Origin of the sequence: Kitasatospora sp. YST-16 (assembly GCF_026802215.1) — a bacterium.
In the GTDB taxonomy this organism is placed as follows: Bacteria; Actinomycetota; Actinomycetes; order Streptomycetales; family Streptomycetaceae; genus Kitasatospora; species Kitasatospora cineracea.
Genome location: NZ_CP113837.1, coordinates 7,457,476 through 7,472,981 on the forward strand (window position 1 = coordinate 7,457,476; position 15,506 = coordinate 7,472,981).

Here is a 15,506-nt window from a genome sequence, read left to right on the forward strand (position 1 = left end):
CGGCGGCGCCGTGGGCCATTTCCCCTGCCCGGCAGGCGAGTTGGCTTTCTGCCGGAGGCCGGGCCGCCGGAGGCCGGGCCGCCGGTGTCCGGTGATGTGATCGTTATCCGTCGGCGTCGGTACGAGGGCTTGGCGGGCCCTTCGGCAGGTCGTATGTTGTCGCAGGCAACAAACCGCGCCGGGGCTGCTTCCCCGCCCCGCGCCCGCGTCCCCTCCCACCCGTCCGCAGTCACGCACGTCCGGCACCGGCCGGACACGCCCCGAAAGGACCCTGCCCATGCGCAAGGGGCTCCTGTTCGCCACCGCCGCCCTGGCGGCGACCCTGCTCACCACGGCCACCGCCTGCTCGTCCTCGTCCTCGGGCTCCGACTCCGGCTCGGCGGGCGGCAAGAAGCCGAAGATCGGCGTGATCCTGCCGGACAGCAAGTCGTCCGTCCGCTGGGAGACCGCCGACCGCACCTACCTCTCGGCCGCCTTCAAGGCCGCCGGGGTGGACTACGACATCCAGAACGCCGAGGGCGACAAGCAGGCCTTCCAGACCATCGCCGACCAGATGATCACCAGCGGCGTGAACGTGCTGGTCATCGTCAACCTGGACAGCGGCACCGGCAAGGCCGTCCTCGACAAGGCCAAGGCCCAGGGCGTGGCCACCATCGACTACGACCGGCTCACCCTCGGCGGCTCCGCCCAGTACTACGTCAGTTTCGACAACACCCAGGTCGGCAAGCTGCAGGGCGAGGGCCTGGCCAAGTGCCTGGGCGACACGGGCGCCAAGAACCCGGTCGTCGCCGAGCTCAACGGCTCCCCGACCGACAACAACGCCACCCTGTTCGCCAACGGCTACAACGGCGTGCTCGACCCGAAGTACGCCTCCGGCGAGTACACCAAGGGCCCCAACCAGTCGGTGCCGGACTGGGACAACGCCCAGGCGCAGACCATCTTCGAGCAGATGTACACCAGCCAGCCGAACATCAGCGGCGTGCTCGCCGCCAACGACGGCCTGGCCAACTCCGCCATCGCCGTGCTGCGCAAGAACCACCGCAACGGACAGGTCCCGATCACCGGCCAGGACGCCACCGTCCAGGGCCTGCAGAACATCCTGGCGGGCGACCAGTGCATGACCGTCTACAAGGCGGTCAAGAAGGAGGCCGACGCGGCCGCCGCCCTCGCGGTCGACCTGGCCGGCGGCAAGAAGAGCAACCCCGGCGCGACCGTCCACGACCCGACCGGCAACCGGGACGTCCCGGCCGTGCTGCTCGCCCCCCAGGCGATCTTCAAGGACAACGTCCAGGACGTCGTCACCGACGGCTACGTCACCAAGGCGGAGCTGTGCACCGGCGAGTACGCGGAGCCGTGCACGAAGGCCGGCATCAAGTAGCCCCCCGCGCCCGGCCGTTGCGCCCGCGCCCGGCCGCCGCCCGCGGGCCCCGTGCCGCCCGGGGCACGGGGCCCGCCCCGCTGCACCCCCGCTGACGCCCACCAGGAGCCCCACCCATGACAGACACACCGGTCCTCGAACTGCGCGGGATCGACAAGAGCTTCGGCCCCGTCCAGGTCCTGCACGACGTCGCGCTCAGCGCCCGCGCGGGAGAGGTCACCGCCCTCGTCGGCGACAACGGCGCCGGCAAGTCGACGCTGGTCAAGTGCATCGGCGGCATCCACCCCGTCGACGCGGGCGACTACCTCTTCGAAGGCCGACCGGTCCAGGTGCACAGCCCCCGCGACGCCGCCGCGCTCGGCGTGGAGATCGTCTACCAGGACCTCGCGCTGTGCGACAACCTCGACATCGTCCAGAACATGTTCCTCGGGCGGGAGAAGCGCCGCGGCCTGGTGCTCGACGACGCGACCATGGAGGAGATGGCCGCCGCCACGCTCAAGAGCCTGTCGGTGCGCACCGTCAAGTCCCTGCGGCAGAAGGTCTCCAGCCTCTCCGGCGGCCAGCGCCAGACCGTCGCCATCGCCAAGGCCGTGCTGTGGAACAGCAAGCTGGTGGTCCTCGACGAGCCCACCGCCGCCCTCGGCGTCGCCCAGACCGCCCAGGTCCTCGAACTCGTCCGCCGCCTGGCCGACAACGGCCTGGCCGTGGTGCTCATCTCGCACAACATGAACGACGTCTTCGCGGTCTCCGACCGGATCGCCGCGCTCTACCTCGGCCGCATGGCCGCCCAGGTCAAGGCCACCGACGTGACGCACGCCCAGGTCGTCGAACTGATCACCTCGGGCCGCAGCGGCGACCTCGGCCCGCAGCACACCCCCAAGGGAGCCGCCGCATGACCGCCCTCGCCCCCGAGAAGCCCGGGGACCCCGGGGACCCCGTGAAGCCCGCTGCCGCCGGGAGCCTGGCGGACCTCGGCCGCGGCTACCTCGACCGGATCCGCGCGGGCGAACTCGGCTCGCTGCCCGCCGTCGCCGGCCTGGTCGTGCTGTGCGTCTTCTTCGCGCTGCTGCGCCCGGTCTTCCTGTCCAACCTGAACTTCGCCAACCTGCTCACCCAGAGCGCCGGCAGCATCGCCATCGCCATGGGCCTGGTCTTCGTCCTGCTGCTCGGCGAGATCGACCTGTCCGCGGGGTACGCCAGCGGCGTCTGCGCCGCCGTCCTGGCCATCCTGCTGACCAACCACGGCTGGCCCTGGTACGCCGCGGTGGCCGCGGCCCTGCTGACCGGCGCGGCCATCGGGCTGCTGCTCGGCGCCCTCGTCGCCAAGGTCGGCATCCCGTCCTTCGTGGTGACGCTGGCCGCGTTCCTCGGCTTCCAGGGCATCGTGCTGATCCTGCTGAAGGAGGGCACCAACGTCTCGATCAAGGACCCGACCGTCCTGGCGATCGCCAACGACAACCTCAGCCCCCTGCTCGGCTGGCTGCTGCTGGCCGCCTGCGCCACCGGCTACGCGGTGCTCCAGGTGCGCCGCAGCCGCGACCGGCGCGGCCGCGGCCTGGCCGGGACGCCGACGGCGCTGCTCGCCGTCCGGATCGGCGCCGTCCTCGTGCTCGGCGCCACCGCCGTGGCCCTGCTCAACCAGGAGCGCAGCCGCAACGTCCTGGTCAACTCGCTCAAGGGCGTCCCGCTGGTGGTCCCGGTGATCGGCGCGCTGCTGCTGCTGGGCACCTTCACCCTCCAGCGCACCAACTTCGGCCTGCACGTCTACGCCGTCGGTGGCAGCCCCGAGGCCGCCCGCCGGGCCGGCATCAACGTCGCCTTCATCCGGATCGCCGCCTTCGTCATCTGCTCCTGCCTGGCCGCCGTCGGCGGCGTCATCGCCGCCTCCCGGGGCAACTCCGTGGACCCCAACACCGGTGGCAGCAACGTCCTGCTGCTCGCCGTCGGCAGCGCCGTCATCGGCGGCACCAGCCTGTTCGGCGGCCGCGGCCGGGTGGTCGACGCGGTGCTCGGCGGCCTGGTCGTCGCGGTGATCCAGAACGGCATGGGACTGATGGGGTACAGCTCGGGCGTCAAGTACGCTGTCACGGGATCGGTACTGCTGGTGGCCGCCGGCGTGGACGCCATGTCCCGCCGCCGCACCGCCCGACGATGAGGGTCACCCGCGATGAGAGCCGGTCCTTCCCAGGAAGAGGTCCGCCAGCACAACCTGGGCGCGCTGCTGCGCCACGTCCACTACGAGGGGCCGACCTCGCGGGCCGTCCTGGCGGCCGGGCTCGGCCTCAACCGCAGCACCATTCTGGGCCTGGTCGGCGACCTGGCGGCCGCGGGCCTGGTCCGCGAGGAACTGCCGCAGGAGACCGGCCGGGCCGGCCGGCCCTCACTGGTCGTCAGCCCGGAACCCGCCCGCGCGCACGTCCTCGCGCTGGACGTCGGCGTGGAGCGGCTGTCCGCCGCACTGGTCGGACTCGGCGGCGTCTTCCTGGACCGCCGCGAGCACCCGTGGCCCGACGGGCCGCCGCAGGACCCCGCCGAGGTGGCCGCCCTGCTCGCCGGACCCGCCCGCGAGATGCTGGCCCGCACGCCCGGGGGCAGCACCTGCGTCGGCGTGGCCGCGGCGGTCCGCGGCCTCGTCCGCCACCCCGACGGCCTGGTCGGCCTCACCCCCAACATGGGCTGGAAGGGCGTCGACCTCGCCGGGGCGCTCACCGACCGGCTCCGCCCGGGCGTGCCGGTCCTGGTCGCCAACGAGGCCAACCTCGGCGCGCTCGCCGAGCACCGCCGCGGCATCGGCCGCGGCAGCCGCAACCTGGTCTACCTGCACGGCGAGATCGGCATCGGCGCCGGGGTGATCACCGCCGGCGAACTGCTGCGCGGAGAGCGCGGGTACGCCGGCGAGATCGGCCACATGACCGTCAACCCGTTCCAGGGGCGGCCGTGCGGCTGCGGGGCCCGCGGCTGCCTGGAGGCCGAGGCCGGCGAGCGGGCCCTGCTGGAGGCCGCCGGCCGGGACGGCCGCAGCACCGGCAGCGAGGCCGTGCGCGCCGTCGTCACCGCCGCCGACCTCGGGGACGTCGCCGCGCGCGCCGCCCTGCACCGGGTCGGCGACTGGCTCGGCATCGGCATCGCCAACCTGGCCAACCTCTTCGACCCGGACCTGGTCGTCCTCGGCGGCACCCTCCGGGACGTCTTCCTCGGCTCCGCCGCCCAGGTGCGCAGCCGGATCAACACCAACGCGCTGGCCGCCGTCCGGGAGCAACTGCGCCTGCGGGTCAGCGAACTGGGCGACGACACCGTGCTGATCGGCGCCGCCGAACTGGCCTTCTCCGAGGTGCTCGCCCGGCCGCTGGAGACGCTCGCCCGGCTCTCGGGACGCTAGGGCGCGTACTCGGTCGTGATCGAGTGCCAGCTCCGGTGAGGCCCTTGATCCGGATCATCGCGCCGCGGAGACGGAGGCCGGCGGGGTAGCTCGTCGAGGTCTTGTCACAGCGCGTGGCTGTGCCTCGCCAGGCCTTCGTCCTGTCGATCAGGCGCTCGACGGTGTTCCGGTCCTTGTAGAGCTCGGCGTCGTGGGCGGCGGGCTGCTGAAGCTGGACCCCGAGCGCGCCGAGCTCACCCGTGTTCGCCTGCGTCCCGCCTTCTGAGGTCCCGATGAGCACCGTTGTCCGGGTGCCTTCATCGGATCTGCACCCAAATTCAAAGATCCCTATCAGCCAGGCCCGCGAGATGGGCCCGTAGCACGGTGACCGGCCCGTCTCAGGTCGGGAGGGGTCTCGTGGACACCCCTCCCGACTGGGAAGGCGTGGAGAGCCGCCACCGGCCGGGTGACGGCCTCCAAGGCTTTCTCAGCGCCCGGTCACCGCAGTGGCGACCTCAGGCATCAGCATGCGAGATCAGCCGTCCGGTGGGCTCGCTCGAGGCTAGAACCAAAGCGTCGGGCTCTGCACGTTCATGTAGTACTGCAGCCCGGAACCGAAGTTCGCCCAGAAGCCGACCTGCACGTACACCGGGTGTCCGGTCTTGCCGAGGTCGGCCGAGCGAATGTTGAAGTAGTGGTTCCCGGAAGAGCCCGGGACCCAGCTGCCGGTCCACTTGTCGGCGCAGCCGTAGTCGTACAGCCACCTGCCGGTGGAGGCATCCACGAGCTGCGCGCAGGGATCAGTGGTGAAGTAGTTGTTGACCCCGACCCCGGCCCAGATCACGGAGGGGTCGTTCGCATCGTAGGCGATGCAGGAGTCCAGGTTGTTACTGCTCCAGTTCGCCCACGAGTGGTTGGGCGTGTTGTCGGACCGGCACGCGAAGCCGTTCTCCTGGGCGGACGCCGAGGGGGCGGCGCATACGATGCCCGCCAAGACGGTTACGATGGCGGTCGCCGTGGTGAGAATCCGCTTGATCATGAGATCTCCTTCACGAGGTTCTCCTCGCTGGGTTGTCTGACAGGTCGCTGACTGCTCTGGCCGCGGCCTTTGGGCCGACGCCCAGAGCGGGGGACGATCCCGGCCTGGCGCAGCGCACTCCAGGGGGTTCGTGTCGCACTCACGCGGTGTTCGACGCTGACGACCCGCCATGTCCTTCACGGCAACGCGCCGACCACAGCGGAAGTCGGCCGGCCGCGCTGTGCAGCGTCGCGTGTTGTAGAAGCCGGCGATCCAGGTCGCGGTCTTCAGCCGGGTGCTGGACGAGTCCGGAGCACCCGGCCGACTCGCCCGCACCTGTGCAGTGACGAAGGCCCTGCCGTGGCTGCCGGGCCGTCATCTTGTGTGTTACCGGCTTCGATGGCCAGCTCGGCAGCACCAGGGGCGGGCCGTGCTCGGGGGTCCACGGCCCGCCCGCCTTCACCCGGGGGGGCCGCCCGTCCCGGGGGTGGTTCAGTTGCAGACGCCGTTGGCCGTGTAGTTGGTCCCGCGCCCGTTGTAGTTGTACTCGGTCACCTTGGCGCAGATGGTGTGGCCCGGGCCGTCGTAGTACCAGGGGGACTGCGAGCTCTTGGTGGAGTCGTAGATGACACTGCCGTTGTCCGTGAGGACGAACTCGCAGCTCCCGTTGACGTAGGTCGGGTCGATGGCCTGGGCGTCGTGGTACACGCCGTTGTAGAGGTGCAGCTCGATCTTCTGGTCGGCGGTGCAGTTCGGCGTGTTGAGCCAGTGGTCGCCCTCGTTGGCGGCGAAGGCGGGGGTGCCGGCGGACAGGGCGAGCGCGGCGCCCACACCGAGGGCGGCTATGGCTGAGCGCAGGGAGGCGCGACGAGACAGCATGGAGCGGTTCCCTTCTCGGATTTCGGATGGTGAGGTGCTCGTTGGCCGGACGATGGCGCCCGGCCACATGCCATGCTGCGCGAGTACGGAGCGTGGGGCCCGAATCCGGGTCAACTCTGGTCATCGGCCGGTAGGGTCTTGCCATGCTGGTTGGGGGAGAGCCGGAGAACCTTGAGAGTCGCGACGTGCCGGATCCGGCAAGAGCGGCCGACCTGCCGGAGTTCATCGCGTTGCTGGGCGCGCTGCGTCTGCAGGCGGGGGCACCGTCGTACCGGACGCTCGCACGTCGCGTCGGGCCGCTGCTGCGCCCGCCGCGCCCGGTGAGTCAGTCCACGGTCGGGGCGGTCTTCCAGACCCGCAGGCGGCGTCTGGACCTGGACCTGGCGATCGCGATCGTCCGGGCGCTGGGATCGGACGAACCGGCCGTCGACCGCTGGCGCCAGGCATACCTGCGCATCCAGCGGGACGCGAACGCCGTGGGCCCCGCAGGGGTGTTCCGGCAGCTGCCGCCGGACCTGGCCACGTTCACCGGGCGCCGGCGGGAGGTCGACCGGCTGATGACGGCTGCCACGGGAGCGCCGACCCAAGCGACCACGGTGCCCGTCATGGTGATCGAGGGCATGGCCGGGGTCGGCAAGACCCAGTTGGCCCTGCACACCGCGCACCAGCTGGTTCGGGCCGGCCACTACACCGACCTTCAGCTGTACGCGAACCTGCGTGGGTACGACCCGGACAGGCCGCCCGCGGACCCGGCGGCGGTGCTGGACTCGTTCCTTCGCCAGTTGGGTGTCGCGGCCCAGCACGTCCCGCAGACGCTGGAGGAACGGGTGGCGATGTTCCGAGACCGCATGCACGCTCGCGCCGCTCTGGTGGTGCTGGACAATGCCGCGGAGGCCTGCCAGGTACGGGATCTGATTCCGAGCAGTCCCACCTGCCTCGTGGTGATCACGAGCCGGCGCAGCCTGACCGAGCTTCCTGACGCGACCGTGGTGATGCTCGACGTGTTCGAACCGCAGGAATCGCTGCAGTTGCTCGGGCGGATCGCCGGGCCGGACCGGGTCGGCGCCGAGCCCCACGCCGCCCGGCAGATCGCCGAGTTGAGCGGTGGCCTACCGCTGGCTGTGGCGCTGGCGGCCGCCCGTCTTCGCTCCCGTCCGGCCTGGAGCCTGCAGAAACTCGCCGAGCGTCTGGCAAAAGGAGCAGGCGCGGAGCCGGGCGTGACGGCGGTATTCGACCTTTCCTACCGGGGGCTGCCGACAGCCGCGCAACGCGTGCTCCGACTGCTGGGGACCGATCCGGGGTTGGACACCACCGTTGACTCCGTCGCGGCGCTGGCCGCCATCGACCTGGAGGAGGCCGACCACCTGTTGGAGCTGCTGCAGGACGAGCACCTGCTGCTGCAGCAGGCGCCGGGCCGGTACGAGCTCCACGACCTGGTGCGGGCCTTCGCCGCCGAGAGGTGCCGGGCCGTCGACTCACCTGCAGAGCGCAACGCCGCGTCGACCCGCTGGCTGGACTGGAACCTGCACTCCGTCTACGCGGCCACGGACCTGATCAACCGCAACCGGTACCGCAACGGCGACCTGCCGCGCCCGCCGGCGCTCCTGGTGGCCGACCCGGCCGATGGAGACCAGGCACGCGCCTGGCTGTCCGCCGAGCGCGCGAACCTGCTGGCGGCAACCCGGTACGCCGGCACAGACGGGTGGCCAGGACACGCCTGGCGTTTCACGCAGGCGCTGTGGGCCTACTACTACCAATCGGGCCTCAATTCCGACTGGGCGGAGAGCCTCCACCACGGCCTCGCCGCGGCCGAGGCGGACGGCAACGTCGCCGCGCAGGCCGAGCTCTGGCACGCCCGGGGGAATCTCGAAGTCGTGACTGGCCGCTTCGACCTGGCCGTGCCCGCTACCCGTGAGGCTCTGCGGCTGCGCAAGATCGTCGGGGACCGCGCGAAAACCGCGTCCACCCTCGGCAACCTGGCCTGCGTCCTGTCCGACATGGGTCAGTACAGGCAAGGCATGGAGATCTTCCACGAAGCCCTCACGCTCATGCGGGAGACCGGCGACCGCCACGGCGAAGCGAGCTGCCTGCACAACATGGGCATCGGGGCCTGCGCGATGGGCCGCCACCGTCAAGCCCTGGACCTGCTGGCCGAGGCGCTGGAGTTGTACCGCGAGTCCGGGAGCCAGGACCACCAGACGTTCATCCTGGTCGCCATCGGCCTGAACACGAGCTTGCTGGGCGAGCACAACCGGGCCGCCGCCGCGGTGGCCGAGGCCGTGGCGCTCGCCGAGCGAACGGGGGCGGACCGACGCCTGGCCCCGGCGATCAACGTCCTCGGCATGCTGGCCACCGAGCGGGGCGACTACGAGGAAGCCGCCCGGGCGTACCGACGGGCGCAGGCACTCGCTGGCGAGATCGGCGACTGGGGCGAGGAGACCGAGGCACTGTTCGAACTGGGAGTCAACGCTCTGCGAGCCGGCGATCCCTCGGGCGCCCTGGAATTCCTCGACCAGGCCGCCGCTCGCCTGAACGACCGGACCTATCACCGGTGGATCCTGCTCCTTCCGCAGCACCGAGGCGACGCGCTGCTCGCCCTCGGCGACCTGGCCGGTGCGGCCGAGCTCTACCAACGAGTGCTCGCCTCGGAGGAAGACTCGGAATCGGTCGTCAGGGCACGCGCCGCCTACGGCATGGCCCGCGTCGCCCTGACCGACAACCCGCCCGACCACCACACCGCCCGGACACGCCTCCACGAGGCGCTAGGAATCCTGGAGGAGGCCGAGTACCCCGCACTGAAACACGCCCTCACCGCGACGCTCGGCGAGTTCGCGCACGACAGCCCCGACGTCAGCTAGTGCCCGCCACCAGGCGGTCGCCAGGCCGGTGACGGAGCCTTGGCCATCAACGACCAGGGGCGTAAAAGGGCGGCGGCCGACCCGGGAGCGGCCGGAGCGAACCCGAGCGGTCGGTGCCGGGCGATGACCAACCGGCAGGCACCGACAGCCCCGAAGGGCCGTGCGGGCAAGCTCTACTCCTGTAGACCGTCTTCCGTGACGAGAGTGCAACTACCAGATGCGGAGTGGGAGTTCATCGAGCCGTACCTGCCGGTCGGCGAGTACGGCCGGTACCCCGAGCGGCTGCACCGGCAGTTCGAGGGTGGGATCCTGCCCCACCGTTCGGGCCCATCACGACGCCGCCGGGATGCATCTGGACCCGACGCCCTGACTGCCTTGGAGAAAGCTGCTGAGAAAGCGGACAAGGCCCGGCAAAAGGGGGGGGCCGCAGGAACAAGACGGGCGCGACGACCCGGGCAGGGAAGAGCGGCGATGCATCCGACACCGCTGCAAGCTCCTCTTGAAGGCTGCCCTCCCCGGACGGTCAAAATGCCGCATCAAGGCCATCATCCCGGAGAAGGTCGACCAGGCCGTCAACCGCGAGAAGAAGGGCAGTAAGGGCGGTCGGCCCGTCGGCCAGGACGTAGAGCTCTACAAGGACCGGAACACCGTCGAGCGCCTGATCGACAGGACGAAGGCCTGGCGAGGCACAGCCACGCGCTGTGACAAGACCTCGACGAGCTACCTCGCCGGCCTCCGTCTCCGCGGCGCGATGATCCGGATCAAAGGCCTCACCGGGGCCGGCACTTGATCACGAAGGACCCCTGCACCAACCCGGCGCCGAACTCCCAGGCGTACGAGTACATCATCCTCCATCTCGCCCCGCGCGACTGATCCCGCCCCGCACGTGGAAGAGCCCCTAGAAACCGCCATGGACAGCCGGGGGCCGGTGCGTGCGGGGCGGGACGGGTCAGTGCTGGAGGGTCAGGACGCCCGGGCGCCAGGGGAGTTGGTCGTAGGGGCCGCTCGCGGTCGGGGACTTTCCCTGGTAGAGGAGCTGGAGGTTGCAGGGGTCGATGGTCATGGTCTGGTCGGGGTTGTTGCGGACCAGGTCGCCGTGGCTGATGTCGTTGGTCCAGCTCGCGCCGCTGTTGGCCTTGCCCGCGAACGGGTTGGCCTCGGTGGCGGCCTGCGGGGTCCACGAACCGCTCAGGCTGGTGGCGGTGAAGGAGCGGAAGTAGCGCTGCTCCGTGGCGCCCCGGGCCTCGACGATCATCAGGTACTGGTTCTGGCCCTTGACCTTGTAGACCTGCGGGGCCTCGAACAGGTTCTTGACCGTGTCGGTCATCACCGTGGTGTAGGAGGAGCCGAAGTTGCCGGGGAAGTTGCCGATCGGCATGCTCGCCCGGTAGATGCTCCCGTTGTCACCGGCGAAGAACAGGTACATGTTCTGGTCGTCGCCGATCAGCGTCTGGTCGATCGGGGCGGCGCCGCCCGGGAGGCTGCCGGTGAACAGCGCCTGCGGCGCGGACCAGCCGTTGGGGTTGGTCGGGTCGCTGGAGGTGCGGTAGATGAACGGCCACGCGCCCCACTGGTAGGCCAGCACCCAGATGTTCTTCGGCGCGAAGTAGAACAGCGTCGGCGCCACCGCGGCCTGGCCCATCCCGGTCTGGGCGGCCGAGGCCATGTCGGACCAGTTGGTGAACGGCGCGAACGCCATCGAGCCGTACGAGGAGCCGTTCACGTTCGAGCCGTAGACCAGGTGCTTGCCGTTGTAGACGACGTCGGTGAAGTCCTTCAGCGCGGCCCAGCCGTTGGCGGGCTGCGCCAGGGCGCCGGTGGAGCTCCACCGGTAGGTCGACGGGAGCGGGCAGCTGGTGCCGGAGGACGGCGGGGGCGTGGTCGGGGTGCCCGCGGTCAGGCCGGTCCACTGCTGGTTGCTGCGGCCGTTGCAGGTCCACAGCTCCACGGCGGTGCCGTTGGCGGTGGCGCCGCCGGTGACGTCCAGGCACAGGCCGGACTCGACGCCGGTGACGCTGCCGTCGGCGTTCACCCGCCACTGCTGGTTGGTGCCGCCGCTGCAGGCCCAGATCTGCACCCGGGTGCCGGCGGCGGTCGCGTGGTTGGGGACGTCCAGGCACTTGTTGCCGTAGACGGTCAGCTCGTTGGCGGAGGTCAGCGTCCACTGCTGGTTGGTGCCGTTCCAGCAGTCGTAGATCTGCAGCAGCGCGCCGTCGGTCTGGCTGCCGCCCGACACGTCGAGGCAGCGGCCGGAGGAGACGCTCTTCAGGGCGCCGGTGGTCGCGGCCTGGGCGGCGGGGCCGGCGACGAGCATCGCCGCCAGTGCTGCCACGGCCGCGACCACCGCGGTGAGCAGCACGGACAGCTGCCTGCGGCTGGGATTTCGGCTGTGCACGGAATCTCCTCGGGGTGGGGGGGTGAGTGGGGGGTGCGGCCGGGCTGTGAGCGCTAACAGTCGCGTTCGCGGGAGCTCACGGCCGGCCGCCGGAGGGAACCGCGCCCGGTCCGGGGACCGGAGGCGGGCGCGGCTCGGTTCAGGGGTGGGCGGTTCGGCTCAGTGGTTCGGCGGGTCAGCGGTTCGGCTGGGCGGCGCGGCTCACTTGAAGGTCCAGTGCTGGTTGGCGCCGCCGTTGGAGTCCCAGATCTGGACGGGCGCGCCGTTGCCGGTCTGGCCGCCCGGGATCTCCAGCGCGCGGCCGCTGGCGACGTTGACCAGGGTGTAGGAGCCGTCGCCGTTGAGGGCGGCTCGCCAGTGCTGGTTGGCGCCGTTGTTGGCGTCCCAGACCTGCAGCCGCGTCCCGTTGCCGGTCTGGCCGCCGGGCTCGTCCAGCGCCTTGCCGCTGGCGAGGTTGGTCAGCGTGTAGCTGCCGTCGCCGTTGAGGGTGGCCCGCCACTGCTGGTTGGCGGCGGTGCCGTTGGCGTCCCAGACCTGGAGCTGGGTGCCGTTGCCGTTCTGCCCGGCGGGCTCGTCCAGGACGCGCCCGGCCGCCACGTCGGTGAGCGTGTACGCGGTGCCGGAGACGATGCCGCCGCTCGGGGTCCCGGTGCCGCCGCCGGCGCTGTTCAGGGCGTTGAGCACCGAGGTGTAGGCGGCCTTCTTGTTGCCGTTGTTGTCGAACAGCAGCGGGTTCTCGCCGGTGCGCCAGGAGTCGCTGTCGCGGATGCCCCAGACCGTGACGCCGGTGCAGCGGGCGGTGTCGAGGCAGGCCTGGACGGCGTTCGCGTACGCGGTGGCCGACGCCTGGGCGATGTCGAGCTCGGTGAGCTGGACGTCGACGCCGAGCGCGGCGAAGTTGGCCAGCGTGGTGCGGAAGCTCGCGGGGGCGCCGCCGCTGCCGAAGTGGCTCTGGAAGCCGACGCAGTCGATCGGCACGCCGCGGGACTTGAAGTCCTTCACCATGGCGTAGACGCCCTGCGTCTTGGCGGACGACCAGTCCTCGATGCTGTAGTCGTTGTAGCAGAGCTTGGCCGCGGGGTCGACGCCCCGTGCGGTGCGGAACGCCTCCTCGATGAAGCCGTTGCCCAGCACGTTCTGGAACACCGAACTGCGGTGCTGGCCGGTGCCGTTGTCGGCGAACGCCTCGTTGACCACGTCCCAGGCGTAGATCTTGCCCTTGTAGTGGGACATCTCCTGGGTGATGTGGTTGTCCATCACGCTGCGCAGCGTGTTCGCGTCGCCGATCGAGCTGACCCAGCCGGGCAGCTGGTTGTGCCAGACCAGGGTGTGGCCGCGCATCCGCTGGCCGTGCGCGGTGGCGTGGTTGACGATCGAGTCGCCGGGGCCGAAGTTGAACGAGCCCCGGGACGGTTCGACCGTGTCCCACTTCATCTCGTTCTCCGGGGTGATCATGTTGAATTCCCGGTCGAGGATGGTGCTGTACGTCGAGTCGCCGAGGCGGCTCGAGGCGACCGCGGTGCCGAAGTAGCGGTTGCTGCCCGCCGCTGCGGCGCCGAGCGTGCTCGCCCCGGCGGCCTGGGCGGCGGGGCCGGCGGTGAGGACCGCCACCAGGCCGACCGCCGTGCAGGCGGCCGGGGTCAGGAGCTTGCGGAGCGGGGTCTTCCCGTTGAGCCGTGGCATGACGGATCGTTCTCCTTGGGTGGGGGAGGAGAGTGCGCGCCGGGGAGGCCAGGTACCTCGAGCCGGCGGTCGTGCGGGCGAGTGCCCCGCCGGGTCGTTCCTGACCGGCGGGGCACGTGGGACGGGAGAAGCGGTCGAGGGGAGGTGGGCGCCGGGCCCTCGATCATGCTGTTAGCGCTAACAATCATCATTGCAGGGGGGAGCGCTTCTCCGCGGTTGCCAGGTGAAATCTGTATCAGGCGCCACGGGTTGTCAATACTCCGCGCAGCGGCCGCCCGAAGCCGGTGCCCGCCCCTCCCGGCGGCCCGGTCCCGCCCCGGGAGCCGTCCGGCCTGCAACTTTCACGACGGGCGTCGGGCGCCGCCGCCCGACGGAACCCCAGGTGGCAGGGGTGCCGCGGCGCGGTCGCCCCCCGTCGCCGGCCGGGCGGTCGGCGACAGCGGGGGCGTGCGGCGGGTAGCATCGGCGTCCATCCGTGGTGGCGCCGGACCCTCCTCGTGCTGTTGGCACTCCCGACGGAGCGCCCATGTCCCGAACCCACTCGTTCGCGTCCAGGCTGGTCGGCGTCCTCGCCGTGCTCGCCCTCGCTCTCGGCCTCACCCTGCAGACGGCGCCCCGCGCCGCCGCGGCCTCACTGACCCGGATCGCCGATTTCGGCACCAACCCGACCGGTCTGCTCATGGACCTGTACGTGCCGGCCTCGGTCAAGCCCAACCCGCCGATCCTGCTCGCCCTGCACGGCTGCCAGGGCAGCGGCCCCTACCTGTACTCCAGCACCGACTTCGGCCAACTGGCCGACCAGTACGGCTTCCTGGTCGTCTACCCGTCGACCAACCCGAGCGGCAGCTGCTGGGACGTCTCCTCCGACCAGGCGCTGACCCGGGGCGGCGGCAGCGACCCGGTCGGCCTGATGTCGATGATCACCTACACCGAGCAGCACTACGGCGGCAACGCCAACGCCGTGTACGTCACCGGCGAGTCCTCCGGCGGCATGATGACCAACGTGATGCTCGCCGACTACCCCGACGTGTTCAAGGCCGGCGCGGCGTTCATGGGCGTGCCCCAGCACTGCTTCTACACCGGCACGGTGCGCGGCTGGAACGCGCCCTGCGCGCAGGGCCAGGTCTCGATGACCCCGCAGCAGTGGGGCAACCTGGCGCGGGGCGCCCACCCCGGCTACACCGGCCCGCGCCCGCGCGTGCAGCTCTGGCACGGCACCGCCGACACCATCCTCAACTACAACAACCTCGGCGAAGAGATCAAGCAGTGGACCGACGTCCTCGGCGTGAGCCAGACGCCGTCGGCCACCGACACCCCCGCCTCCGGCTGGACCCGCACCCGCTACAACAACGCCGCGGGCACCCAGGTCGAGGCGTACAGCATCTCCGGCGCCGGGCACCAACTGCCGGTCCAGGGCGCCGGGATGGCCGCCAACGCGATCCACTTCATGGGCCTGGACACCGCTCCCTCCGGCAGCGGCAGCGGCAGCGGCAGCGGCAGCGGCACCGGCGCGCTGCGCGCGGTCGGCGCGGGCAAGTGCCTGGCCGACCCGGGCACCGCGGCGGGCACCCAGCAGCAGATCGCCGGCTGCAACGGCGCCGCGAACCAGACCTGGACCCGCACCGCCGCCAACCAGCTGACCGTGACCGTCGGCGGCACCACGCTGTGCCTGGACGCCGAGGCCAAGGGCACCGCCAACGGCACCAAGGCGATCGTCTGGTCCTGCAACGGCCAGCCCAACCAGCAGTGGCAGGTCAACTCCAACGGCACGGTCACCGGCGTCCAGTCGGGGCTCTGCCTGGACGTGGCCGGGCTCGGCACCGCCGACGGCACGCCCGTCCAGCTGTGGTCGTGCAGCGGCGGCAGCAACCAGCAGTGGAAGCTGGGCTGACGGTGTGACACCCCGGCCGGCGGCCCCCGCGAGGGGCCGCCGGCCG

At 71.3% G+C, this 15,506-nt stretch carries 10 protein-coding genes and 2 pseudogenes; 7 read left to right on the forward strand and 5 right to left on the reverse strand.

Going from position 1 to position 15,506, the window contains the following annotated elements:
• The first annotated feature begins 277 nt into the window (after positions 1–277).
• From OU787_RS33540 to OU787_RS33555, 4 genes are all read left to right on the forward strand, one after another.
• The gene (locus OU787_RS33540) at positions 278–1,378 is read left to right on the forward strand and encodes a sugar ABC transporter substrate-binding protein (protein ID WP_030460233.1); all 1,101 of its coding nucleotides are present in this window, start codon (positions 278–280) and stop codon (positions 1,376–1,378) included.
• Between the two features lie 116 nt (positions 1,379–1,494).
• Positions 1,495–2,274, forward strand: coding sequence for an ATP-binding cassette domain-containing protein (locus OU787_RS33545; protein WP_030460234.1), 780 nt, complete (start codon positions 1,495–1,497; stop codon positions 2,272–2,274).
• Positions 2,271–3,533: a sugar ABC transporter permease gene (locus OU787_RS33550; RefSeq protein WP_030460235.1), complete on the forward strand. Its 1,263-nt coding sequence runs from the start codon at positions 2,271–2,273 to the stop codon at positions 3,531–3,533. The genes OU787_RS33545 and OU787_RS33550 overlap by 4 nt, the downstream gene beginning before the upstream one ends.
• Before the next feature lie 12 nt (positions 3,534–3,545).
• Positions 3,546–4,757, forward strand: a complete 1,212-nt coding sequence (locus OU787_RS33555) for an ROK family transcriptional regulator (protein ID WP_268661674.1) — start codon at positions 3,546–3,548, stop codon at positions 4,755–4,757.
• A 37-nt stretch (positions 4,758–4,794) separates the two neighbouring features.
• Here the strand turns inward: OU787_RS33555 and OU787_RS33560 are convergent.
• From OU787_RS33560 to OU787_RS33570, 3 genes and pseudogenes are all read right to left on the reverse strand, one after another.
• Positions 4,795–5,004 (reverse strand): annotated as a pseudogene (locus tag OU787_RS33560) (hypothetical protein); the annotation flags it as partial.
• A gap of 294 nt (positions 5,005–5,298) precedes the next feature.
• A complete protein-coding gene (locus OU787_RS33565; RefSeq protein ID WP_268661675.1) occupies positions 5,299–5,775 on the reverse strand; it encodes a hypothetical protein in 477 nt (158 codons plus the stop codon).
• A gap of 471 nt (positions 5,776–6,246) precedes the next feature.
• On the reverse strand, positions 6,247–6,633 hold the full coding sequence (locus OU787_RS33570; RefSeq protein ID WP_268661676.1) for a hypothetical protein: 387 nt from the start codon (positions 6,631–6,633) through the stop codon (positions 6,247–6,249).
• Positions 6,634–6,776: 143 nt separating this feature from the next.
• Between OU787_RS33570 and OU787_RS33575 the strand changes: the two genes are divergently transcribed.
• Positions 6,777–9,491, forward strand: a complete 2,715-nt coding sequence (locus tag OU787_RS33575; protein ID WP_268661677.1) for a tetratricopeptide repeat protein — start codon at positions 6,777–6,779, stop codon at positions 9,489–9,491.
• A gap of 195 nt (positions 9,492–9,686) precedes the next feature.
• Positions 9,687–10,281 (forward strand): annotated as a pseudogene (locus OU787_RS33580) (hypothetical protein).
• Positions 10,282–10,440: 159 nt separating this feature from the next.
• On the opposite strand, the gene OU787_RS33585 reads toward OU787_RS33580, so the two are convergent.
• Together OU787_RS33585 and OU787_RS33590 are read right to left on the reverse strand one after the other, a co-directional pair.
• Positions 10,441–11,805 (reverse strand): non-reducing end alpha-L-arabinofuranosidase family hydrolase, encoded by a 1,365-nt coding sequence (locus OU787_RS33585; RefSeq protein ID WP_107066549.1) that lies wholly within the window; start codon positions 11,803–11,805, stop codon positions 10,441–10,443.
• Positions 11,806–12,087: 282 nt separating this feature from the next.
• Entirely contained in the window at positions 12,088–13,569 is a 1,482-nt protein-coding gene (locus OU787_RS33590) for an endo-1,4-beta-xylanase (protein WP_442788611.1), read from the reverse strand.
• Positions 13,570–14,095: 526 nt separating this feature from the next.
• Between OU787_RS33590 and OU787_RS33595 the strand changes: the two genes are divergently transcribed.
• Complete coding sequence (locus tag OU787_RS33595) at positions 14,096–15,460, forward strand: extracellular catalytic domain type 1 short-chain-length polyhydroxyalkanoate depolymerase (RefSeq protein ID WP_268661678.1); 1,365 nt, start codon at positions 14,096–14,098, stop codon at positions 15,458–15,460.
• Positions 15,461–15,506: the final 46 nt, after the last annotated feature.

What these genes read in the sequence shown, in the direction of transcription:
- OU787_RS33540 (WP_030460233.1), top strand. Translation starts at nt 278, where the DNA reads ATGCGCAAGGGGCTCCTGTTCGCCACCGCCGCCCTGGCGGCGACCCTG.
- OU787_RS33545 (WP_030460234.1), top strand. Translation starts at nt 1,495, where the DNA reads ATGACAGACACACCGGTCCTCGAACTGCGCGGGATCGACAAGAGCTTC.
- OU787_RS33550 (WP_030460235.1), top strand. Translation starts at nt 2,271, where the DNA reads ATGACCGCCCTCGCCCCCGAGAAGCCCGGGGACCCCGGGGACCCCGTG.
- OU787_RS33555 (WP_268661674.1), top strand. Translation starts at nt 3,546, where the DNA reads ATGAGAGCCGGTCCTTCCCAGGAAGAGGTCCGCCAGCACAACCTGGGC.
- OU787_RS33565 (WP_268661675.1), bottom strand. Translation starts at nt 5,775, where the DNA reads ATGATCAAGCGGATTCTCACCACGGCGACCGCCATCGTAACCGTCTTG.
- OU787_RS33570 (WP_268661676.1), bottom strand. Translation starts at nt 6,633, where the DNA reads ATGCTGTCTCGTCGCGCCTCCCTGCGCTCAGCCATAGCCGCCCTCGGT.
- OU787_RS33575 (WP_268661677.1), top strand. Translation starts at nt 6,777, where the DNA reads ATGCTGGTTGGGGGAGAGCCGGAGAACCTTGAGAGTCGCGACGTGCCG.
- OU787_RS33585 (WP_107066549.1), bottom strand. Translation starts at nt 11,805, where the DNA reads ATGCTCGTCGCCGGCCCCGCCGCCCAGGCCGCGACCACCGGCGCCCTG.
- OU787_RS33590 (WP_442788611.1), bottom strand. Translation starts at nt 13,569, where the DNA reads ATGCCACGGCTCAACGGGAAGACCCCGCTCCGCAAGCTCCTGACCCCG.
- OU787_RS33595 (WP_268661678.1), top strand. Translation starts at nt 14,096, where the DNA reads ATGTCCCGAACCCACTCGTTCGCGTCCAGGCTGGTCGGCGTCCTCGCC.